Source organism: Pedobacter sp. P26, from assembly GCF_050632135.1.
Classification (GTDB): Bacteria; Bacteroidota; Bacteroidia; order Sphingobacteriales; family Sphingobacteriaceae; genus Pedobacter.
The window spans coordinates 2,999,196-3,021,858 of record NZ_CP192574.1 but is presented as its reverse complement, the minus strand read 5'-3'; the positions used below and the strand labels follow the sequence as shown (position 1 = coordinate 3,021,858).

The following is a 22,663-nucleotide window of genomic DNA, read 5'->3' as shown; positions in this document are numbered from 1 at the left end:
ATATACATGAGCCATTTCAAACAAACCGTAGCTTTAAAAGATGTAAAATGCTTTGCTCTGCATGGTTATTATCCGGAAGAACAACTTATTGGAAATCATTTTGTTATAGATTTAGAAACAGAATTTACACCAAAGGGTTTTGATGATGAACTGGAACAAACGGTTAATTACGAGGATTTGAATCACATCATCCTTGAAGAAATGAAACATACACAAAAGCTTTTGGAAACGGTTTTAAAGAATATTATTTCGAAAGTGATCGAACGCTATCCTTTTATAGATACAGTTAACGTGAGTATGAAAAAATTAAATCCACCTATGCCCGGTCAAATTGGGTACTCTTTTGTTAAATTATCTCACACTTCAGCCAAATAATGAATTTTACGAAAATTAATCCCGAAATTTTAGCAGAAATTAAAGCTGCCATTGGAGCAGATAAGGTTTTTACTGATGCGGAAAGTTTAGAAAATTACAGTCATGACGAAACGGAGGATTTGCGTTACCAACCAGAGTTGGTAGTAAAACCAACTTCGCCTGAAGAAGTTTCTGCTTTATTGAAAATCTGTAATACCCACCATGTTCCGGTAACGCCGCGCGGTGGTGGTACAGGCTTAAGTGGTGCCGCTTTGCCTATTTATGGTGGTGTTTCGCTATCAATGGAAAAATTTAAATCTATTATTGATATTGATACCGAAAACTTACAGGCAACTGTTGAGCCAGGGGTGATTACTGAAGAATTTATTAATGCAGTAGCTGAAAAAGGACTTCTTTATCCGGTTGATCCCAGCAGTAAAGGATCTTGTTTTATTGGTGGTAATGTGGCGCATGGATCTGGCGGCCCAAGGGTAGTAAAATATGGCACCATACGCGAGTATATCTTAAATCTTGAAGTGGTTTTGCCTGACGGCGATATCATCTGGACAGGCGCAAATACTTTGAAGTACGCATCAGGCTATAATTTAACACAATTAATGATCGGTTCGGAAGGTACTTTGGGGGTGGTCACAAAAATTGTAACCAAGTTATTGCCAAAACCCACCCAGTCTGTTTTAATGATGGGCGCTTTCAGTACCAATGAAGATGCCTGTGCAGCAGTTTCTGCGATTTTTAGAGCTGGAGTTACACCGTCGGCTTTAGAGTTTATGGAAAGGAAAGGAGTGGAGTGGGTAATCAAATTTGATGATATTAAATTCGACTTAAAAGATAATGTTGCGGCATTGTTGATGATAGAATTTGATGGAGATGATTTAGATGATATTTTCAAGAACTGCGAGAAAACCAATGTGGTTTTAGAAGAACACAACTGTACAGAGGTATTATTTGCAGATACTGCAGCTCAAAAGGAAGAATTGTGGCGGATGCGGAGAACCATGGCCGAATCGGTTAAATCTAATTCTGTTTATAAAGAGGAAGATACGGTTGTGCCACGGGCGGCTTTACCTAAACTCGTTAATGGAATAAAAGAAATTGGTACAAAATACGGTTTCGAAAGTGTTTGTTATGGTCATGCTGGTGACGGAAACCTGCATGTAAACATCATTAAAGCAGGCATGAGTGACGAAGACTGGAAAAACAAACTCAAATTCGGCATTGCCGAAATATTTGAATTAACCACGACATTAGGCGGAACTTTATCAGGAGAACACGGAATTGGTTTAGTGCAAAAGGAATTTATGCCGATCAAATATTCCGAAATCCACCTTAATTTAATGCGCGGAATTAAAAATGTTTTCGATCCGAATGGAATATTAAATCCCGGGAAAATTATGCCTGATGTTTCTAGCTCTTAGGAAATACTAAAAAATTATCTTCATTTCGAGCGGAGTGCAACGTAGTCGAGAAATGTGTCTCAGGAGTACTTTTAATTTAGATCTCTCCATTTCGCTACGCTTCAGTCGAGATCACGATCTGCATTTTTTTACAGCTGTTCAAAACCCAACATCTTTTGCTTTTCTTCTTCCGGGATTGCGGTGGGTTTACCTGTCGCATAATCAACCGCAATGCAAACGGTTTTACCTTTACTGCAGATTACCTCTTCAGTTCCTTTTAGTTTCACAATCTGGTAATCCAGGTCAAAACTGGTATTGCCTATCCTGGATGTTTTGACATGTATGGCTATTTTATCGTTCATTACAATCGGTAAAATATAATCCAGTTCTGCGTGGGCAATCACAATTCCGGTTTTCTTCCAGTCCCATTTTATAATTTCTTCCCAATATTTGGATCTGGCGATTTCGAGGTAGGTAAAATAGATCGAATTATTTACGTGTCCCATCATATCGAAATCAACAAAGCGCAAATGGATATTGGTTTTATAGTTGAATTTGTCTGAAAAAGCCTTGATATCTGTCAATTTGTCTTTCGATTTAGATTTATTTTGCCAAAATGTCTTAAAAATCATAAATATTTGAATTGGTATATAAGTTGAATAAGGTGAATTATCAATTTAAAAATAAAGAATAAGCGATATGACACTAGTAAATTTTAACAACAGAACCCGTAACACAGCTCCTTACTTTAACAATGTTTTTGATTCATTGTTTAGCGATGCCATCACTAAAAACAAAATCGTTGATAAATCGCCAAATGTAAACATTCATGAAAATGAAACTGCTTACGTAATTGAGTTGGCTGCTCCAGGTTTGAAGAAAGAAGATTTTCAGATCAATTTAAAAAAAGACACGCTTTCTGTTTGGGCAGAAGTTAAAAAAGACGAAACCCAGGTAGCTAAAAATTTTACACGTAAAGAATTTGAATATAGCTCATTTGCAAGATCATTTAATTTACCAGATAGCGCGGATGGTGATCACATTACTGCTGAATATAAAGACGGTATATTATCGATTAACATCAGCAAAAAAGACGATGCTAAATTACAGCATAAAGAAATTGTAGTATCGTAATAAAAATATTCTCGAAAGAGGGTTTTTCATAATAGTTTAAGTTTAGGTTTTATAAGGTTAATGCTGGATGGCATTAACCTTATTTTGTTTAGTTACTTCATCCCGGCTGAAGCGCAGCGGAATGGAGGTATTTACAAATCCTTCTTTTTAGATTTCTCCACTACGGTATAAATGACGTTTCTTTGGGGAGAGTATTTAGATTGATTTTAAGTTACATTCTTAAAATCACGTTAATCTCATTTTTCGTACTTTTGCCGCATGGAGAGAGAAATTCTGGATACAAAGCGTAAAGCACTTAAAATAAATCTTGACCCACGAATTTACGGTACCTTTGCCGAGATAGGCGCGGGACAGGAAGTTTCGAGAAACTTTTTTAATGCTGGTGCAGCATCTGGAACAGTTGCCAAAACGATGTCGGCTTACGACATGACTTTTAGCGACGCCATTTACGGAGCAGAAACCAATGGCCGTTATGTAAGTCAGAACCGCCTTTTGCAGATGCTCGACCATGAATTCGGCTTACTCAATGAGCGTTTATCTGGCGAAAAATATGAAAGCCGTACATTTTTTGCTTTCGCTGATACCGTTACTACCCTGAATTATAAACGTACCAATGAGCCGCATGGCTGGGTTGGTATTCGTTTCCAGAGCGAACCAGGTGGTTTACCAAATGAAATATTTTTTCACGTGCGTTTGTTGGATACCGATGTAAACATGCAACAGCGTGTTTTGGGTATAATTGGAGTAAACCTGCTTTATGCAGCATTTTACCATTATCAGGATCCAAAACTGATGGTAGAATCTTTAGCTGATAATTTAACCATCGGATCAGTAGAAATCGATTTGATTTCGGTTAAGGGGCCGGCTTTTCCTGGCGTAGACAATATCCTGCTTAATCTATATATGATTATGAAAGATTTTTCTGCAGCAGCCATTTTCGATTCAGATGCACATCCCCGTCAGGCGAAAGATCTTTTGTATAAGAAAGACATTATGATCTTGCGTACCAAATACTGTCAGAAATCGTTACCTAACTTTAACTTGTTCAATAAAGCTACAGATCAGTTTAAACGTACCAATAAAGTAGAAGAGGGAAACCTGGCGGTAATGATAGAGGTTTTGTTAACCAACGTTTTAACGGATGGACAAGAAACTCCTGATGATATCGACCTGGAAACTGTGGCTAAAAGAGCACAGGAAATGTGCGATACAGGCAATATTGTGATTGTATCCAATTTTACCCGCCACAACCGTTTGGCGAAATATTTGGCAAGGTGCAAGCCTAAAAGTGTTGGATTGGCAACAAACATCAATAACTTAAAATTTGTATTCAATTCTAAAAACTTCACCGGAGAAAACTACTCTGGCCAGTTATTGAGTTACGTAAATGATATGTTTAATACTAATGTGCGGTTATTTGCTTACCCTTTCCTGGATAAAAAGACGAATCAGGTAATTACTACAGCCAATATGCCAATAACACCAGAAGCTAAACCCTTGTTCGATTTCCTTTTGATAAATGGCTATATCACTGATATAAAAGATTATAGTGAGGATGAGGTGAAAACGGTGTAGAGCTTAATCTGATAAGCCTCGTCATCTCGACCGAAGTGCAACGTAGTGGAGAGATCTATCAACGCGAATTTTCATCATTGGAAAATTAAAGTCAGCATAATTATTGAAGATTCTTCACTGCATTTAGAATGACAAGGAGTGTTTAGTTTAGTTATCATTGTAATGACCAAGTGCTGAAACTATAGTAACGGTTACGATATCGTCTTCAAACAAACAAGCCTGTCTTTTCTATTAATTTGTCTCTACTAAAATCCAGTTAAATCATATTTTAGTTTTTCTGGATTTCCAATTCCAGTTTCAGGATGTTCATAAAGTTCTAGAATAATTTGGTTCACTTTTTTGATAGAACCTTTATCTCCTGATTTCTCAATGGCAAGTACATTATTTTGAGCTTTCTCTGATACAATTACTTTAAATTTTCCCATAATGATTTACTAGGGTCTAAAGTGATGTAATTACCATTCTTAACCGCCAAGCTCTTTTTTATTTTCGCCACAAATTCTGGATTGTAAGGACTTTCCTCTTCTTTTTGAAAAGAAACATCTAAAGCTTTTAAAACAGCTTCAATTGCAGCCTCCTGTTTTTATTTTTAGGATGTACGATTATAGTCATAACCATTGTTGTATAATAAAAAATAAGAAATTATTTAATCAACTGTCAATAATACATTACTATTGAAAGGACAGACTCTAAATATCAGTTCTGTACGAGAATCAAATTTAAGAACTCAAATCCTTACTAATCTGCAATGCTTCCTGAATAATTTCCTTTGGATAATTAGACATTTCTAAAATTTTGATTGCATTTTTGGTTTTAAGCGGACCTTCTTTTAGTTTATGATCAAAAATAAGCTCATTATCAGTTATCGTTTCGGTAAAATGATAAAGTTCATATTCTTCTGCAAGCATATTGGACAATTCGATATCGTGCGTCGCCACAAAAGTGAGGTTTAGCTCACGGTTTAAATGCGATAATATGGCCTTTGCTGCTGCAATCCTTTCTATGGTGTTGGTACCTTTAAATACTTCATCCAGAATAAAAAGATTCTGATCAGGATTTTTAACTGCTTCAATCAGTGTCGACATTACATCAACTTCCTCTAAAAAATAGCTTTTACCCTGAAATAAGTTATCGTCGATTCTTATTGAAGTGTGCAATTTAAAAAATGGTGCTTTATATGCTTCAGCAAAACAAACATAAATGGTTTGAGCTAATAATGAATTGATGGCAACAGTACGTAGAAAAGTTGATTTGCCCGACATGTTTGAGCCTGTAATCAACATGCTTTTCTGATCCAGCATTACTTCATTTTCAATACAGTTACCGATCAACGGATGCCTGATACCTTTAATTTCAATTCCTTTATATCGTTCAATAAATTGAGGTTCGCAGATCTGTTCACTTTCTTTTAATGAAGCTACAGCAATTGCCATATCTATCGACCCAACATATTGGTAGAGGTTTAAAATATCATCCTGATTATTTTCGATCAGCTTGATCAACTTAAAAAAAGTAAAGATTTCGATTAAGAAAATTGCTTTAATGATCTCGAACAGGTAAAGTGGTACCTGACTTAAATCGCCTTGACTATTTTGACTGAAATCCTGATAAAGAATACCGATTCTTCGCTGAAATTTCCTGAACATCGGAATGGCGTTTTTTATTTTATCAGCCTCGAATGGTATTTTTTCTTTTACAAGTTTTCTCCAAACGTTAATCAAAATATTAAGCTGCGAGAGTGATTTGGTAAAAATAAGCAGGTGTTTTTTATTCCAATAATTTAAATAAGTGGCATTAAATGTAATCAGCAGCAGTGCAAATATTAAACAGACTGAAACTTTAATGGATAAAATCAATAAGACTGCTAAAATGAGCAGATCTAAAGAAAGCCATTTAAACCAGGATGGTTTTTCAACCAATTTATTATTGAACAATAATACCACAGAATAGCTTTCGTTGCTGTTCAATTTTACAAGTTCTGCGCGAACTCTTTCTCTTATTTCTTGATTTGCGGCAAAGAAATCAGCCTGATTTTTAGTTTTTTAAGTTCCTCTAAGTTATTAGTTGGGTTTGCAAGTTTATTATAGAGGAATTGTTGCCCGATTTTACTTGTTGTGCGATCAATTTTTGCAAATAGCTGATCGAAATCGATATCGGCCATGGTTTGGTGAGAAAGCGTATGAAATACTTTCTCCTTTACATAATTAGCATACCAACTTGCTTTATCGAAATTGATAGGTTCTGTTTTTTCTTTTCCCCAGCTGTCTTCAAGTTCCTTTAAAATCTGCTTTTTCTTTTTTCTCGAATCAAAAAGAGCAAATAACATTAAAAGTATTATGGCTGCAATGCCGAATAAAATATAGCTCATGTAAGATCCTAAACGCACACAATATACAGGATAAATGCTTTTATTTTAATAACTTTTCAATTACCTGTTTATAGCTATCGCTTACCGGCAATTCCTTATCGTCAATAAATAAAGCGTTTTTTCTAATCGATGTTATTTGATTGATATTTACGATAAATGATTTGTGGATTCTTTCGAAATAAGCGGGCAGTTGTTCTTCTATACTTTTCATACTCATACGCACTACCGCGGCTTTCGGACTGATTGATATATGGATCTGGATATAATCTTTGAGTCCTTCTATGTAGGCAATCTCATTAAAATTGATCTTCATCAAGCTGTAGCCCACATTTACAAACATATAATCCTGTTTGGGCAGGTTGGTGTGTTCTGCTGATTGTTTAAGTTCGTAAAGATCTTTTGCTTTATTACAGGCTTTCATAAAACGATCGAGCGATACCGGTTTCATTAAATAATCCACCACATCGAGTGCAAAGCCATCCAAAGCATATTGTTTATAGGCGGTTACTATAATTACCATTGGCTTTTTAACCAGGCTCTGGATAAACTGTAAGCCGGTAATACCGGGCATCTGGATATCGATAAAAATGAGGTCTATCGATTGTTCCTGCATGATTTTATTCGCAGCAAAAGCATCATCACAGCTGGCTACCAATTCTAAAAAAGGAATACGGCTGATGTTGTCAGCCAGTAATTGCAGGGCTAAAGGCTCATCATCAATGGCTAAACATTTTATCATACTGTTAATTTTAAAGTGAGGTAAACATTAAACCAGCCATCTTTTTTCTCAATTTCCAGCTGATGTTCTTTGCCGTAAAGTAAATTTAACCTTCTGCTTACATTTGCAAGGCCAATGCCCGATGCAGCATCTTTTACCTCATTTTCATCTTCACTATATTTATTCCGGACAGTAAACGTCAAAAGTTCATTTTCTGTTTTTAAATCAACAAAGATCTGTGGTTTTTCGATCATCCCAACACCATGTTTAAAAGCATTTTCAATAAACGGGATCAGTAACATAGGTTCAATTTCATCAAACTCGCTTTCAATATTAATGTTCGTTTCTATCGCTACCTTTTTACCAAAACGTTGTTTTTGCAGATCAATATAAGCCTGCAGGTATTCGGTTTCTGTTTTGATGGACACCTTTTCCTCATCGGTTTCATAAAGCATATATTGCATCAAACCGGATAATTTCATCACTGTTGGCTCCAATTCATTGCTTTTTAGTCTTACCAATGCCACAATGTTATTTAAAACATTGAAAATAAAGTGTGGACTGATCTGCGAACGTAAAAATGAAAGTTCGGTTTTCATATTCTCCTGTTCGCGCTGCAAAGCTCTTTTCTCTTCGTTAATCCGGTCAGAAATCATGGTAAAAGCCGTACTGGCCGCAATAGTCAACAAAAATGTTGGTGTATTAAACCAAAGTGTACGGCCAAGGTTGAAATCAAAATCGGGCAGTAAAATCCTGAATAATATAGAGTGAATGGTAATGGCCAAAAGTAAACAGCCAATAAACGATAAACCATACCACAAATATTTCTTTCTATAAAAAAATGATGGAATTAAAACCTTATGATTTAAATAAAATATAGCAATCCAGTAAAAGTAACTGATGAAATTTAAGCGCAGGAACTGGTTTTCTTCGTAACTGCTTAGCGGGTGAGGGGGACGGCTACGGTTAACATTAATTATATAAGGCAAAGTGATCAAAACCACCCATACCAGAATATGGAGGGTAATTTTTATCCACTTTTTGGAGAAATTAATTGTCATTATTTTTTCTTTGGCGCTTTGCATCGCTAAGTTATTATTTATTATGTTTTTACGCTTTTGTCACGCCAATTTATTTCAGGGATCATGTTAAAATGCTTTAAGATCCCTACCTGCGCGGGGATGACGTGAGCGCTTAGCACTAGTGCTGATCGCTATTCGTATCTTAATGCATCAATCGGATCTAAATTAGAGGCTTTTTTAGCTGGATAATAGCCGAAGAAAACACCTGTAATGGCACATACAACAAAGGAAATAATGATTGAAGATTCTGAAATTAAAATTGGCCAGTTCAAAAAATAGGAGATGAGGTATGCTGAACTTACACCCAAAATCACCCCGATAATTCCGCCTGTAATACTGATTAAGATAGCCTCTATTAAAAATTGCATCAAAACATCTTGTCCGCGGGCACCGATAGACATACGTAAACCTATTTCGCGGGTACGTTCAGTAACCGAAACATACATAATATTCATAATCCCAATACCACCGATAAACAGTGAAATACCTGCAATAGCCGTTAAAAGAACGGTTAACATGCTACTGGTAGAACTAATGGTGCTGATTAACTCGGCCTGTGTACGAACCTGAAAATCATCAGTTTCTGACGCAGTTAACCTGTGGCTTTCTCTTATAGCGTCAGATATTTCGGTTGTGGCAGTTGCACTTGAAGCTTCGGTAGTTGCAGAAGCATAAATACTCTGTAGATAATTGGTTGCGGTGATCCTTTTTTGTACGGTAGTGTAGGGAGCTAAGATAATATCGTCCTGATCCTGACCAAAATTACTCTGCCCTTTTGGCTCTAAAATACCGATTACCTGAAAAGGAATATTTTTAAACCTGATGATTTGCCCGATCGGGTTACTTCCGTCAGGAAATAGGTTATCGATTACGGTTTTACCCAACAAACAAACCTTAGCGAAGCTTTTTACATCATTTTCAGAAAAAAGAATACCATCCTGGAGTTTTAACTGACGAATGTTCAAATACTCCGGGCTTACCCCGGTAATGGTTGTTGGCCAGTTATAGCCGCCCTTAATGGCCTGTCCGCTGGTAGAAACCACAGGGGATAAACCATTTATATTTTTAGACTGTAATTTTTGAATCGCTGTAATATCTTCCAGTTTTAGGGTTTGGATGCTGCTTCCCTGTAAACGCACACCACCAGGTTCATTGCTTTGGGGCATTATGGTAATCATGTTCGAACCCATTCCTGATAATGAAGACCTGATACTTTGTTTAGAACCTTCACCAATGGCCATCATGGCAATTACCGCGGCCACACCAATAATGATGCCGAGCATGGTTAAAAAAGCACGTAGCTTATTTCTTTTTAATGCCCTGAAGGCAATCTTTAATAAATTTATAATGCTCATGATCTTCTCAAATTAGTAATCATCCGATTCTGGTAAATTGGCAAGTGCCTCTTTGGCCGAACGTTGATTTTGGTTAATGCTGTCCTTTTGGATTTTTCCGTCGCGAAGCATAATGGTCCTGGTACTAAAAGCAGCGATATCAGGCTCATGTGTTACAAAAACGATGGTTTTTCCTTCTGCATTCAATTCCTGCATCAATGCCATAATTTCATAAGAGGTTCGGGTATCCAGGTTTCCGGTAGCTTCATCAGCCAAGATCATCACCGGATGATTAACCAAAGCCCGGGCAATCGCCACACGCTGTTGTTGCCCCCGGAAAGCTGACTCGGGGTATGATCAAACCGCTCGGCAAGTTTTACCGATTCGAGCGATTTAATGGCCCTTTCCTTGCGTTCTTGAGCCGTGATGGTTTTGTTGTAGAATAAGGGCAACTCAACATTCTCCAGTGCCGATGTTCTGGGCAAAAGGTTATAAGCCTGGAAAACAAAACCGATTTTGGTATTGCGCAAACCAGCCAATTCGTCACGGTTTAAGCTTTTAACATCAACACCATCAAGCAGATAACTACCTTCAGTAGGTTTATCTAAACAACCCAGGATGTTTAAAAGCGTCGTTTTACCCGAGCCGCTACTGCCCATAATGGTTACAAATTCGCCGGCCTTGATATCAAAAGTGATGCCTTTCAAAGCCCTGACGGTTTGATCTCCCATTACAAACTCACGTTTTAAATCGTGTATATCTAATATCTTCTGTTCCATTATTTCCTTCTGTTACCGCCCGGGCGTTTTGGCATAAAAGGACTGGATTGACCTTGTGCTGCCGCCTGACTTTTACCCATACTTTTTGAACCTGTAATTACTACATCTGCTGCTGCTAATCCTGATAAAACTTCAACATGTGTATTGTCATTTATACCGGTTTTAATTTTCTTCTGCAGCAATTCTTTTGGACTTTTTTGTACCCAAACATAAGCCTCATCTGCTCCGGCAGGTTTCCTGTCTGGGTTAATCCAGGTCATTTGATATTTACCCGCTAAAGTTGAATCCGGAGCAAATTTTATTGCCTTTGTAGGGATAAGCAGTGCATTATTTACCTCTTTAGTGAAGATGGTGATGTTTGCTGTCATACCTGGTTTTAACTTATTCGCATCATTTGAAGTATTGATGATGGTTTTATAGGTAACTACATTTGAGGAAATGGAAGGACTTAACCTGATTTCTTGTATGGTTCCTTTAAAAGTATCGTTTAAAAAAGCATCAACAGTAAACGTCGCTCGTTCTCCTTTTGAGATATCCCCTACATCTGCCTCATCTACAGAAGCTTCTACCTGCATTTTAGTCAGATCTTTCGCAATACTGAAAATGGTTGGTGTGCTAAAGCTGGCCGCTACAGTTGTTCCTTCACTAACACTCCTTGAAAGCACGGTTCCATCAATGGGAGAATAAATGCTCGCCAGCGACAGATTCTTTTCAGCAGAAGCGAGTTGAGCCTTAATGCTATTCGCCGATGCTTTTGAAGCATTATAGGTGTATAGTGCATTATCATAGTCTGCTTTGCTCACCGCACCAACCTTATACAGGTTACTTTGACGGCTGAAATTGCCCTGCTGGTAAACCAATGCACTCTGAGCACTTACCAGGTTGGCCTGATATTGATTTACAGTAGCCTCAAACAGGGTTTTATCCAATTCTGCCAATAACTGTCCTTTTTTTACCTTCGAGTTAAAATCTGCATATAGCGTTTTAATGGTTCCCGAAACCTGGGTACCTACAGCTACCGTATCGACTGGCTGAACCTTTCCTGTGGCCGTAACATTTTCTGAAATATAACCCATTTTAGGTTTTTCGGTTTCGAGAACAACCACCTGTTCTTTTTTGCGCAGCGCGAAGTACCAAACCGCAAACAACGCTACTACGATACCGATGATAATAAATATTGTTTTCTTTTTCATGATTCAAATATTAAGTAGACTAGGCGGTAGCCATCATCATGTATTTTAGTTAGTAATAGGAACTCCCGTATAAAAATTATAGATTTTGGTATAAAGGCTTGCTGTATATTTTGCCTGAACAAAGGCCTGTAATGCCTGTACATATAAATTTTTCTGTTGCAGGTTCTCTACAATATTATTGGTACCTTCTTTTAAAGCTGCGTTCGAAATCCTTAATGCCTCGCTTGTATATTTAAACTGTTCCTGCGCAGCGGCATACTGGCTATTTGCATTTTGTACATTAATGTAAGCACGTTCTACATTTTGAGTCAAAGTTGTTTTAGCATCTAAAAGTGATAAACGGGCCTGCTCGATACCAATATTTGCTTTCGCCACATTTGTTTTGGTCACTTTTCTATCAAAAATCGGGATGGAAAGTGTTAGGCCTAAGTTTTGATAAAAGCTATTATTTAACTGGTATCCATAACCTCCAATATTATTATTGTTATAACCTGCATTTAGCGATCCTCCTAAACTCAGCGTAGGGCGCAAGGTTGATTTTGCTTTGGCAAGTTCGGTAGTTTGAAGCTGGATATTCAATTCTCCGCTTTTAATTTCCGGACGGGTACGCAGGAGCTTGATCTTGTGCTGAAGCTAAATTGTCCAATGCCGGGGCAACTGCAACGGTATCGGTTGCACTTACTTCAAAAGGAGTAGCTGTAGGCAATTGCAACAGCTGTTTTAAAGTTAAAATATTTTGCTGTAAAGTATTCTGTGCAGTAACCAAAGTATATTTATCATTGGCGTAAGTGGCCTGCAACTGCAAAAGGTCTTTTTTGGCAATGGTTCCAAATTTAAATTGCTGCTCTGATTGTTTAACCTGAGCTTCGCTGGTAGTTAACAGATCTTTTAAATAGGTGATGTTTTCTCTGGCCAATAAAATATTCAGATAAGCTTGGGTGATGGAAATGGTAATGTCATTTTTAGCCGCTTCTACTGATAGATTTGCCGTTTGCAGACTGAGTTTTTAGACTTGATGTCGTTTTTTAAATAACTTCCATTGTAAAGCGTCATATCCGAACTTAAGCCAAAACCACTTGTATTTTGCAAACCAGATTTATAATTGGTGATGGCTTGTGAAACATTTCCGGATAAATTTGGGAGTACAGCGGCTTTTGAAGCAATTAAATTTTGCTCAGCCGTTTGAGAACTCAGCTTTAAGGTATTGATGCTGATATTTTTTTCTTTGGCATACTCGATAGCCGTTTTCAGATCCCAAACCTGTGGGATATCCTGAGCTTTGGTTTTGTAGCCCGCACTAAGCAAAATGAGTACGACAATATATTTAATGTATCTGCTCATGGCGAATAAATTTTGTGTCTATAGAACTATTGAACACAAAAATATATCCGGTTAAGACCGCATTTTAAAAATTGAGACCAATGCAGGAAATGCTGCGACGAAAGATTAAAACTTTGAGATTAGTCAGTTTTGAGTTTTAACAGAAAGCGTAGGCTTGTATGTTATTTTGACCATGATAAAGCTCGTCATTTCGAGCGGAGTACTACCTGTACCGATTTTACATCGGTAACGCAGCCGAGAACCACGAAGTGCTCAGCGAAGCTAAATCTATGGAGGTAGATCTCTCCATTCCACTACGTTTCAGTCGAGATGACGAAAATACGAATGGTAAATTAGGTTAAATCGTCCGTAATACCGAACCCGTTTCGTTTACGATCAAAATGTGATTTACACCACATTTTAGGGCGAAATTATTTCGTTGGTGCCCAACAGGGAAATTGAAAGCTACAGGATAATTGTATTCCTTTACTTTTTCTAATACGCTATCATAAATGGTTTTGCCGAATTCTTCGCCAACATCATCAGGTTTGATTTTAAAACCACCAACGATTAATCCCTTTAGGTTTTTCAGTTTGCCGCTGCGTTTTAGGTTCCACAACATCCTGTCAACGCTGTAGAGGTATTCGCCAGTATCTTCGATGAAGAGTATTTTCCCTTTTGTATCCAAATCAGAATCACTTCCTGCCAAAGTTTCGATGATACTCAGGTTTCCGCCCACTAAGATGCCATCAACTTTTCCTTGCCGGTTATTCATGTTAGAAGGAGCAGTATAGCCCATTTGTTCCCCAATCAAAGCATTTTTTATGGATAGAATTGTTTCAATCTGTATAGGTTCGGCTTTACTCCAATCATCAGGAAAACTATTGCACATTTTGGAATGGATAGAGGCAATGCCATAGTTTTTGGCCAAATGGCAATGTAAAACGGTAATATCACTAAAGCCAATAATCCATTTCGGCTTTCTTTTGAACAAAGAGAAATCGAGTTTATCGATTATCCGTATAAAACCATAACCGCCGCGGGCACACATAATGGCTTTAATTGTTGGATCATCAAGCATTTTCTGAAAATCCGCTAACCTTTCATCATCGGTACCGCCATAGGTAAAATCGCGTTTACCAATGGTATCGCCAATTTTTATGGTAAAACCCCAACTTTGCATCTGTAAAACTGAAGGCTGGATCTGCTCCAGGGTAATATATCCCGCCGGACTTGTTATTCCAATGGTATCACCAGGTTTCAAATAAGGAGGGATCTTAAATGATGAACTTTCGTTTTCAACGGTATTTGCGAGTGTTTTAAAAGCAGGAAGTATAGTTGCTGTCGCGATAAAGGAAGAAAGGAAATGTTTTCTGTTCATCTAAAATAGGAATGTAAATGCTAATATAGGATTTAAAATATTCGCATAAAAGAAAAGGGATTTATATCCATAAATCCCTTTTTTAAACCAAACAAATTAATCTGTAAAAGATTAGTATAATGTGAATTATATAGATAACCACGAATGAAATAAAATGTTTTGAGATTTTGAAAAAAATGTTTTGTTGGCCTTAGTGATAATTTATCGTTTAAAAATAAATATGAATGACGGCCATTAATTTACGCATAAATTCTCTCAAGTTATCGTCCTTTCGAGGTGATCAGATACCACTGCTCATTAAAATCTGTCTAGACAGATCTCTCCACTTCGCGTTGCTCTGTTCGAGGTGAGTGAAGCGAAGTATCTATTAATTACTTCACAGTTTTTTGACGCTATTAATGATTTGATAGCTCTTTAAACCGCTGTATGTGCCAAATAGCCCTGATGGAAACGAAAATACTTTTTGGTTCTTTTATATTGTATTTTCGAATTTTCACAAAAAGATTGCAGTGTACAGCAGGACCAAACCTTTACCATAAGCACTGAAACTGCGCTTCTAAATATCCGAAAGGTAGGGGCTTTGGTCGAGATCCTATGCTGTGCTCAAGATGACAGCATTTACGTAAAAGGTAAAGGCTACCCATCGCGGATAGCCTTTGCTAACAACAAAACAAATATAAGATAACCAAATCTTACCTGATTGAGCAGAATCAGGTAAAGTGCTATGAGATACACTTTGCGGCCTAGTAATGGATTCGAACCATTATAAAAAGTTTATGAAACTCCAACCTTCCCATCGGTCAACTGGCCCATTATTTATAACTGTCTTAATGCTAAATAATCTCTTAATTCTAAAATCTGTTCTTTATTTAAGCTATCTTCCTCTGCCGAATTCTGTGGCTCATCAGTTTCTGTTTTTAACGGATAGGTGAAGACCGGATATTCATCTATAGCAGGATATTGAAAATAAATAGACATGATTTTAGTTTTTAACAGTTCAACATATTTTTCTTATTGATTAATGTTGAGCAAATATATAAATAAGTATATAATATCTATAGATTTAGTAGTTATTATTTTCAATAACACATTAACATATTTATTTTCAGTTAATTATTTTTTAATGTAAGCTGTTTTTAATTTTATAAATAGCTCCAGATGATATAAAACTTGCAAAAATAAACAGATAGTGGTGCTAAAGTAACCAATCGCTGGCGGCATACATTTCGATGCCTTTAAATTCAATTTCAGAAAAGCTAATTATTTTAAGGATATTTGCAGTTCAACATTAAAATAGTAATTGTGTCTTTAGATAAATTAAAACTTAGTAAACCACTTGTTGCCGCCATGACTGATGCGGGATTTTTAACTCCAAAAGAAATCCAGGCCAGAACAATGTCGCGCATTTTAGGTGGACAAGATGTTATAGCGGTGGGACCGGAGGGTTCAGGAAAAACAACAACTTATGTTTTAGCTACTTTAATGAAATTGAAATACGCCTTTGAGGAAGCACCCAGGGCTTTAATTTTAGTGCCAGACGCAGAACATGTAGATCATGTTTTGGAACAATTTAAATTATTAAACCGGAACAGTACATTTAGAATTTTGGGAATTGATAGCCGTGGCGCTGTTGATACCCAAATGAATGAAATCACAGATGGCTGTGATATTATTGTTGCAGTACCAGACCGTGCACGTGCCTTATACCTGAAATTGGCATTAAATACGAACAAAATCCAGTTATTTATAGTTGATAATGCAGAGCTTATTGTTAAAAAAGGCCTGCAATTACCAGTTGTAGAATTAGCTAACAGTGCTTATAAATCTCAGCATGTGGTGTTTACCGAGGTAATGCACGAAAAATTGAACCACATGATTTCGCCTTTTATGAAAGATTCTACTACAACCATCGAGGTTGATGAAATAGGAGAAAAGCAGGCGGAAGTTTATCAGCAAATGCTTTATCTGGTACCGAATTTCAGAACAAAACTAAATCTGTTAATTTTATTACTAGGCGATACGGAAGTTTTTGATAAAGTTGTGGTTTTTGTAAATACACGGTTAACTGCACAAACAGTTTATAAAAACTTTAATCAGCATAAAGAAGGTGAAATTAGCATTTACCGCTCGCTGTTTTTTGATGATAAGGGTTATGATGATATTGATGACTTTAAAGATAACCCAAAGGCAAGAGTTTTAATTGTTGCGAATGAGAATTTAGGCGAACTCAATATTGAAGGAATTCCTTTTATCCTGCACTTTGAATTGCCAGAGCAGAAAGAAACCTTAATTCAGCGCATTGTTAAGCATGGCGATGAAGATGTGGTGGCCATTACTTTTTCTACCGATATTGAATTGATTGAAGTGAAAAAAATTGAACAGGCTATTGGCCAGAAATTAGAGATCATGGAATTGCCTGAAGATTTAAAAGTGGTTGATGCTGCTGATAAACCTAAGAAAAAGAAAGGTGCCGAAGAAGATGGATCTTCAGAGCGGGGTGCTGCATTTCATGAAAAAAAGCCAGCAACCTTAAAAACTACAATTATAGTGCAGGCACTAAAGCCAAAATGACCTATAAAAATAAAAAGGGATTGTCTTAATAACGGGGTGTCCCCCTGATCCGATAGCTATCGGATTTATTTCAGTGTATATTCCACCAAAAAAGATGTTGAAACGAGTTTATCATGACGATTTCTAATATAAAAAAAGCTCCTCAGAAATTAATCTGAGGAGCTCTTTCATTAACCGTTATTTACAATTAGTATAAAGTAAATTCTACACGACGGTTTTGTTGACGGCCAGCTGCAGTTTTGTTTGTTGCAATTGGTTGGTCAGGTCCATAACCTGTAGCTTCGATTCTTGATGCATTTGCACCTTGAGATACTAAGTAAGCTTTTACTGATTCTGCTCTGTCTTTAGATAAACGTAAGTTTAACTCTCTACCACCAGTATTATCAGTGTGACCAGCTAATTTTAAGCTGAAGTTTTTCTCTACTAATAAACCAGCAACGCGGTTTAAAGTAGCATAAGATTTAGAACGGATGGTTGATTTACCCAAATCGAATTCTAAGTTAGAAATCGCATCTTTAACCACTTTACGGTCTTCTTCAGTAATTACTCTGGTTTCTTTAATTACTTCGCGTTGAACTTTAATTGGGCAACCAGAACCATCAACAACTGTACCTGAAGCAGTTCCAGGGCATTTGTCAAATTTGTTTGCTACACCGTCATTATCGTCATCACCAAGGTCTTTCGCATATTGCTCTCTATCGCGTTGTGCATTTTGCTCAGCAGTAGATAATGCTCTTCTTAATTCAGCACTTTCTTCAGCACTTTGTTGACGTAAGTTAGCCAATGAACTGTAGTTTTGTAACTGAGGTTTTTCTTTACTGCCTAAAGCAAATTCTAAACCTGCATGTGCATAAGCAAATCTGTCGTTACTACCTGTGTTAACTCCATCAAATTTCGCAGATTTAACAAAATTTACATCGTAACCTAAATCTACATTAATCCCTTTAGCAACACCCAATTTAAAACCGGCACCTACTGGTACAAACCAGCCTTCTCTATAATAACCTGCGTCTTGCGTATTAGCCGGCATAGTAGTAGCGCCAGATGACATGTAACCTGCACCCGCTTTCAAGTAAGGGATAATTACCGCATTTTCATTATTGATGTTAATGTTGGCAACATTCCAAACTGCTGATAAAGCTCCAGACCATTGGATGTTGGTTTTGTAACCTGTGTTTGCTATGAAACCACCTGCACCGTTAGACGCTCTTAATTCTTCAACTTTACCAGCTAAGAAATCTGCTTGGATACCTAATTGAGGCAAAATTTGTTTTTTAATATAACCTCCGTAACCGATATGTTCTACTGGAGTTTCAAATTGGTGGTTAGAGTTACCAAAAATAGTTCTTGGCGTTAGCAAACCTCCGTGTACACCTACCGACCAGGTACGAAATTCTTTAGGAGAGAAACGTCCTGTGGAACTCGTAGTTGTTGGTGTATCCTGGGCAAACAATTGTGATGATAAACCTAATAATGCAACCAACATTGTTGATTTTGTAATTCTCGTATTCATGTTATTATATTTTTAAATATTAGTGTCTTAACAGTTTTTTTATCGTACTGTTTTGCATGGACTAAGAAAAAATCTTGCCAAACACCACGTTTATTACGCAAACAGCATATTATCAGAAGGTTAACAAAATAATTTTATTTCACAAAAAAGTTACGTAATGATAAATACTACCTATTTTTATGTACAGAATACTATACATTAGCGAGGGGCTAGAGAATAAAGTTCCTTTGAATTGTATGCATGTTATTAGAAAACTACGGCAATGGATCCTTCGATTACGCTACAATTGACGTTATTTTACAAATAATTATTAATCAGTATTTTAACTGCTTTCGCATTTCCATCCAGCTAGGCCATAGTACAGCATCTCCGTTCTACTTAAATCCGGCCTAACAAATTTTTCGGGCTACACTGCTTAAGCCAGCCTACTAGCTTCGAAAGAAAAATTTTCAGTCGGTGTTTTTTGTTTCTTTTTGACACCAAAAAGATGGAGCCCTTCGGCGGCGGCGAGCCGAGGCAAGCCCGTGCGTGGTATAAGAGAAGACAATTGTACGTCACTCATATTGATTTTAAACAATTTAATTAACCCTCAGGATTGACAAAACGAAGTTGGTGCCATCTGACAGATGATCAACATTTTGTGTTTGGAATTAATAATTTCGGCGGCGCAACCTGCCAATAGAATCTGTCTTCATCTGTGATAAAAGATCATTTGCTTATATAAACCTTAAATTACTTATATGTTAGAATAAAGTTCCTTTGAATTATATACTTGTTGTTAGAAAACTATGGCAATGGATCTTCGAATACGCTCAGGATGACAAAGTGAAGGAAAGAATTGTTCTAAATATGTTCTGTGTCAATCTGCGTCTCCGTGGCAAATTATTTGCGTTATTAGACATACTCAATGATTAGCGTAATCTTTCTCAGTGGCATCATCAGGCACAACGACAAAATTTTTACAGATATATCTCTATTAAATTTATATATTTCGGGCGAATTAACCGCTAATAAATCGATTAAACCAAATATTACTGTATGAATAAGGAAAAGTTGTTCAATGAAATCAAAGATTTGAGCATCATAAATTCTTTCTCTAAACACGAACAGCTTGTACAGGGAATCATTAATGGCCTTAATCATAAACTGATTGTCAAGGGCGACTTGTTGCCTTCGGTTAACGAAATGATGCGGGAAACTGGTTTTGCTAAAGAAACCATCGGAAAGGCCTATAAAGAGCTGATCAGCAGGGGATTTTAGAATCAAAAAACAGGATGGGCTATTTTGTAGCTACTGATGATACCGAACAGCACCTGAAAGTTTGTTTGCTGATTTACGCATTCGATACCTTCCAGGAAACATTTTACCAGAACTTTCGCGATCATCTGGGTGGTAACATTCAGGTTGATGTATATTTTCACCACAACAATTTTAGTGTTTTCGAGTCCATCATAAACAGCAACAAAGGCCAGTATGGGCTATATGTAATTGCACCGATAGAAAGTAATGAGGCCAAAGAAGTTTTGGAGCAATTGCCAAAAGAAAAATTATTGATTGTAGATCGCTATGTAAAACTGAAAGGCGATTATTCCTACATTGTTCAGGAGTTTGAAAAGGCTTCTTATAACGCTTTTTTAGAACTGGCACCCAGAATTAAGGAATTTTCGGAATTTGTTTTCTTCTTTAAACCTTCTTCTGCAGAGCCGAACGAAGTATTAATTTCCTTTAAACGTTTTATAAAAGAATTTAACATCAACGGAGTAATCAAAAACAATTACGAGGCAGGTAGTATTGCACCGGATAAGGTTTATTTTACCATACACAACCTCGAGCTTTGGGAAATGCTGAAAGATACCAAGGTTAAAGGCTTAAAAGTGGGTAAAGATCTTGGGATTCTTTCTCATAACGATGATAACGTTAAAGAGATCATATTTGATGGGATTACTACCTTTTCAATCGATTTTGCGCACATGGGCCGCTTAGCTGCCGAGTTTGTGCTGAGCTTAAAGCCCATTAAACAGGTAATGGAAAATAAACTGATCAGAAGAAATTCACTTTAACACCATCGCGTGGGAACAACGGCCATCATCAGTTTTATCCTGTTCACGGTTATGGCCGCGACCATCTCTTATTTCAAAACGAGGAAAACACAAAGATCAACCATTACGGGGTTTTTCTTTGCCAACCGCACCAATGGTTTTATCATTATCGGTGCTTCGCTGTTTTTTAGTAACATCAGCGCCAACCAGTTTATCGGCGAAAACGAATCGGTTTACATCAATAACATGTCAGTTATTGGTTGGGGGATTTCCTCCATTTTTGCTATGATTATCGTTTCTGAGTTTTTTATTCCCATTTATTTTAAAACCGGGATCCGTACCATTCCAGATTTTTTGGAGAAACGTTATGATAAACAGACTAAAACGCTGGTTTCGGTTATTTTTCTGTTTAGTTATATCATTAACCTGCTTCCATCGGTGCTTTATGGCGGTGCCGTTGCTTTTAGTAACCTGATCGATCTTTCTGGTTTTCACCTTTCTTATTGGGAAAGCATCTGGGTTTTTGTATGGATTATGGGCCTGATTGGTTCGATTTATACCATTTTGGGTGGATTTAAGGCCATTACCATTTCTGATACCGTATTGAGTGCCGGTATGCTGATCCTCATTATCGCCCTGCCATATTATGGCTTGCGTTATCTGGGTCAGGGCGATTTTTTCAGCGGACTTTCTACTGTACTGTCTACCAAAAAAGAACACCTCAATTCGATAGGGCGCAGTAATGATGCCGTTCCTTTTTCTACTTTGTTTACCGGTATGCTGATCGTTAACCTTTATTACTGGGGAATGGAACAATACATCATTCAGCAGGTGCTGGCGGCCAAAAGTTTGGAAGAAGGCCAAAAGGGCATTGCATTAACCTGTTTTGCTAAATTACTTTGTCCATTGCTGATCAATATTCCCGGCTTAATCGCAGTGCACCTTTATCCTGTTTTAACCAATACCAACCAGGTATTTCCGCTGCTTATTAAAGATGTACTGCCGCCACTTTTAATGGGTTTATCGGCCTGTGTACTTTTTGGGGCTGCCATCACCACTTTTAACGCCGGACTTAACAGTTCGAGTACCTTATTTCTCTTAAATTTATATAAACCTTTTATGGAGAAAAAAGGAAAAGTATTGTCTGATAAGCGTTTGTTGAGAACAGGACGGCTCTTCCAGATTTCGGTATCGTTGTTTGCTATGGTGTTTGCGCCTTTCATTATATTTTCGAAGCATGGCTTCTACGAATACCTGCAAAAAATCAGTGCCATTTTTAGTCTCCCCATCTTTACCATTATCTTTTTAGGCTTTATCACCAAAAAATGCCACCCATTGCCGCTAAAATCGGGATGCTTTTCTTTATTTCCTGTTATGTAATGAGTGAGTGGGTATTTTCTATACAACTGCACTACCTGCATACATTAGCCATCATCTTTATCATTACTGTTTTATTGATGTTATCCATTTCGAAGCTTTACCCCAAACAAATTCCCTATACTATGGTGCTGGATAACAAAATTGAAATTATTCCCTGGCAGAATAGACACTATTATCATGTTGTATTGATTTCACTCATGGCACTTGTCTTTTTTATTTTCTCTTCTTATATACTTGCTTAGCCCTGTATTTCAGTTGTTTATATATTTTATTTACCCGCTTGGAATATTAAATATTTTGTTTATCATTGTATCAGAAAATAATAGGATAGAATAGGATAGGATAGTTAAGTTTGTTTACCTGCTTTCAAGCATTTTATTCCCCATAGAGAAGAGGGTAACAAGTAAATAAATGTTAAAATCACTTGTCTGAACTATTGTTTTCATTAACCAAATAATTCCAAATTATGAGAAATTTTACAACTTATTGTGCAGTTATGCAAATCCT

Annotated in this window: 24 protein-coding genes and 1 pseudogene; 9 read left to right on the top strand and 16 right to left on the bottom strand. The window is 37.0% G+C overall.

Annotated elements, in window-relative coordinates:
* The first annotated feature begins 6 nt into the window (after positions 1-6).
* On the top strand, positions 7-375 hold the full coding sequence (gene folB, locus ACQ86H_RS14110; protein WP_431295248.1) for a dihydroneopterin aldolase: 369 nt from the start codon (positions 7-9) through the stop codon (positions 373-375).
* Positions 375-1,790 (top strand): FAD-binding oxidoreductase, encoded by a 1,416-nt coding sequence (locus ACQ86H_RS14105; RefSeq protein ID WP_138821206.1) that lies wholly within the window; start codon positions 375-377, stop codon positions 1,788-1,790. The genes folB and ACQ86H_RS14105 overlap by 1 nt, the downstream gene beginning before the upstream one ends.
* A 128-nt stretch (positions 1,791-1,918) precedes the next feature.
* Here the strand turns inward: ACQ86H_RS14105 and ACQ86H_RS14100 are convergent, their stop codons facing one another.
* Positions 1,919-2,401 (bottom strand): acyl-CoA thioesterase, encoded by a 483-nt coding sequence (locus ACQ86H_RS14100; protein WP_431295247.1) that lies wholly within the window; start codon positions 2,399-2,401, stop codon positions 1,919-1,921.
* Positions 2,402-2,468: 67 nt separating this feature from the next.
* Between ACQ86H_RS14100 and ACQ86H_RS14095 the strand changes: the two genes are divergently transcribed.
* Positions 2,469-2,903 carry an Hsp20/alpha crystallin family protein gene (locus ACQ86H_RS14095; RefSeq protein ID WP_431295246.1) on the top strand — a complete coding sequence of 145 codons (435 nt, stop codon included), beginning with the start codon at positions 2,469-2,471 and terminating at the stop codon, positions 2,901-2,903.
* 258 nt (positions 2,904-3,161) lie between these two features.
* Positions 3,162-4,478 (top strand): nicotinamide mononucleotide adenylyltransferase, encoded by a 1,317-nt coding sequence (locus tag ACQ86H_RS14090; protein ID WP_431295245.1) that lies wholly within the window; start codon positions 3,162-3,164, stop codon positions 4,476-4,478.
* A gap of 245 nt (positions 4,479-4,723) precedes the next feature.
* Here the strand turns inward: ACQ86H_RS14090 and ACQ86H_RS14085 are convergent, their stop codons facing one another.
* The 14 genes and pseudogenes from ACQ86H_RS14085 to ACQ86H_RS14020 form a co-directional block, all read right to left on the bottom strand.
* Complete coding sequence (locus ACQ86H_RS14085) at positions 4,724-4,903, bottom strand: hypothetical protein (protein WP_431295244.1); 180 nt, start codon at positions 4,901-4,903, stop codon at positions 4,724-4,726.
* Positions 4,885-5,046, bottom strand: a complete 162-nt coding sequence (locus ACQ86H_RS14080; RefSeq protein WP_431295401.1) for a DUF2683 family protein — start codon at positions 5,044-5,046, stop codon at positions 4,885-4,887. The genes ACQ86H_RS14085 and ACQ86H_RS14080 overlap by 19 nt, the downstream gene beginning before the upstream one ends.
* Before the next feature lie 151 nt (positions 5,047-5,197).
* Positions 5,198-6,445, bottom strand: coding sequence for a MutS-related protein (locus ACQ86H_RS14075; RefSeq protein WP_431295243.1), 1,248 nt, complete (start codon positions 6,443-6,445; stop codon positions 5,198-5,200).
* 29 nt (positions 6,446-6,474) lie between these two features.
* Positions 6,475-6,846 carry a hypothetical protein gene (locus tag ACQ86H_RS14070; protein ID WP_431295242.1) on the bottom strand — a complete coding sequence of 124 codons (372 nt, stop codon included), beginning with the start codon at positions 6,844-6,846 and terminating at the stop codon, positions 6,475-6,477.
* 40 nt (positions 6,847-6,886) lie between these two features.
* Positions 6,887-7,585 carry a LytR/AlgR family response regulator transcription factor gene (locus ACQ86H_RS14065; RefSeq protein WP_431295241.1) on the bottom strand — a complete coding sequence of 233 codons (699 nt, stop codon included), beginning with the start codon at positions 7,583-7,585 and terminating at the stop codon, positions 6,887-6,889.
* Positions 7,582-8,625, bottom strand: a complete 1,044-nt coding sequence (locus ACQ86H_RS14060; RefSeq protein WP_431295240.1) for a sensor histidine kinase — start codon at positions 8,623-8,625, stop codon at positions 7,582-7,584. The genes ACQ86H_RS14065 and ACQ86H_RS14060 overlap by 4 nt, the downstream gene beginning before the upstream one ends.
* A 152-nt stretch (positions 8,626-8,777) precedes the next feature.
* On the bottom strand, positions 8,778-10,001 hold the full coding sequence (locus ACQ86H_RS14055) for an ABC transporter permease (protein WP_431295239.1): 1,224 nt from the start codon (positions 9,999-10,001) through the stop codon (positions 8,778-8,780).
* Between the two features lie 12 nt (positions 10,002-10,013).
* Positions 10,014-10,759, bottom strand: a pseudogene (locus tag ACQ86H_RS14050) (ABC transporter ATP-binding protein).
* Positions 10,759-11,952 (bottom strand): efflux RND transporter periplasmic adaptor subunit, encoded by a 1,194-nt coding sequence (locus ACQ86H_RS14045; RefSeq protein WP_431295238.1) that lies wholly within the window; start codon positions 11,950-11,952, stop codon positions 10,759-10,761. Before ACQ86H_RS14045 ends, ACQ86H_RS14050 begins: the two are co-directional and overlap by 1 nt.
* A 45-nt stretch (positions 11,953-11,997) precedes the next feature.
* On the bottom strand, positions 11,998-12,531 hold the full coding sequence (locus ACQ86H_RS14040; protein WP_431295237.1) for a TolC family protein: 534 nt from the start codon (positions 12,529-12,531) through the stop codon (positions 11,998-12,000).
* A gap of 10 nt (positions 12,532-12,541) precedes the next feature.
* Positions 12,542-12,901 carry a TolC family protein gene (locus ACQ86H_RS14035; protein ID WP_431295400.1) on the bottom strand — a complete coding sequence of 120 codons (360 nt, stop codon included), beginning with the start codon at positions 12,899-12,901 and terminating at the stop codon, positions 12,542-12,544.
* 23 nt (positions 12,902-12,924) lie between these two features.
* Complete coding sequence (locus tag ACQ86H_RS14030; protein ID WP_431295236.1) at positions 12,925-13,293, bottom strand: TolC family protein; 369 nt, start codon at positions 13,291-13,293, stop codon at positions 12,925-12,927.
* 337 nt (positions 13,294-13,630) lie between these two features.
* The gene (locus ACQ86H_RS14025; RefSeq protein ID WP_431295235.1) at positions 13,631-14,653 is read right to left on the bottom strand and encodes a S66 peptidase family protein; all 1,023 of its coding nucleotides are present in this window, start codon (positions 14,651-14,653) and stop codon (positions 13,631-13,633) included.
* Positions 14,654-15,469: 816 nt separating this feature from the next.
* Positions 15,470-15,631 carry a hypothetical protein gene (locus ACQ86H_RS14020; RefSeq protein ID WP_431295234.1) on the bottom strand — a complete coding sequence of 54 codons (162 nt, stop codon included), beginning with the start codon at positions 15,629-15,631 and terminating at the stop codon, positions 15,470-15,472.
* Positions 15,632-15,955: 324 nt separating this feature from the next.
* Between ACQ86H_RS14020 and ACQ86H_RS14015 the strand changes: the two genes are divergently transcribed.
* Positions 15,956-17,224 carry a DEAD/DEAH box helicase gene (locus ACQ86H_RS14015; protein ID WP_431295233.1) on the top strand — a complete coding sequence of 423 codons (1,269 nt, stop codon included), beginning with the start codon at positions 15,956-15,958 and terminating at the stop codon, positions 17,222-17,224.
* A 187-nt stretch (positions 17,225-17,411) separates the two neighbouring features.
* Here the strand turns inward: ACQ86H_RS14015 and ACQ86H_RS14010 are convergent, their stop codons facing one another.
* A complete protein-coding gene (locus tag ACQ86H_RS14010; protein WP_431295232.1) occupies positions 17,412-18,737 on the bottom strand; it encodes an OmpA family protein in 1,326 nt (441 codons plus the stop codon).
* Between the two features lie 1,038 nt (positions 18,738-19,775).
* Between ACQ86H_RS14010 and ACQ86H_RS14005 the strand changes: the two genes are divergently transcribed.
* From ACQ86H_RS14005 to ACQ86H_RS13990, 4 genes are read left to right on the top strand one after another with little or no spacing between them, the layout of a single operon-like run.
* Positions 19,776-19,997 (top strand): hypothetical protein, encoded by a 222-nt coding sequence (locus ACQ86H_RS14005; protein ID WP_431295231.1) that lies wholly within the window; start codon positions 19,776-19,778, stop codon positions 19,995-19,997.
* Between the two features lie 14 nt (positions 19,998-20,011).
* Positions 20,012-20,797, top strand: coding sequence for a GntR family transcriptional regulator (locus ACQ86H_RS14000; RefSeq protein ID WP_431295230.1), 786 nt, complete (start codon positions 20,012-20,014; stop codon positions 20,795-20,797).
* A 9-nt stretch (positions 20,798-20,806) separates the two neighbouring features.
* Positions 20,807-22,156 (top strand): solute:sodium symporter family transporter, encoded by a 1,350-nt coding sequence (locus ACQ86H_RS13995; protein WP_431295229.1) that lies wholly within the window; start codon positions 20,807-20,809, stop codon positions 22,154-22,156.
* A complete protein-coding gene (locus ACQ86H_RS13990) occupies positions 22,102-22,398 on the top strand; it encodes a hypothetical protein (RefSeq protein WP_431295521.1) in 297 nt (98 codons plus the stop codon). The genes ACQ86H_RS13995 and ACQ86H_RS13990 overlap by 55 nt, the downstream gene beginning before the upstream one ends.
* The last annotated feature ends 265 nt before the right edge of the window (positions 22,399-22,663 follow it).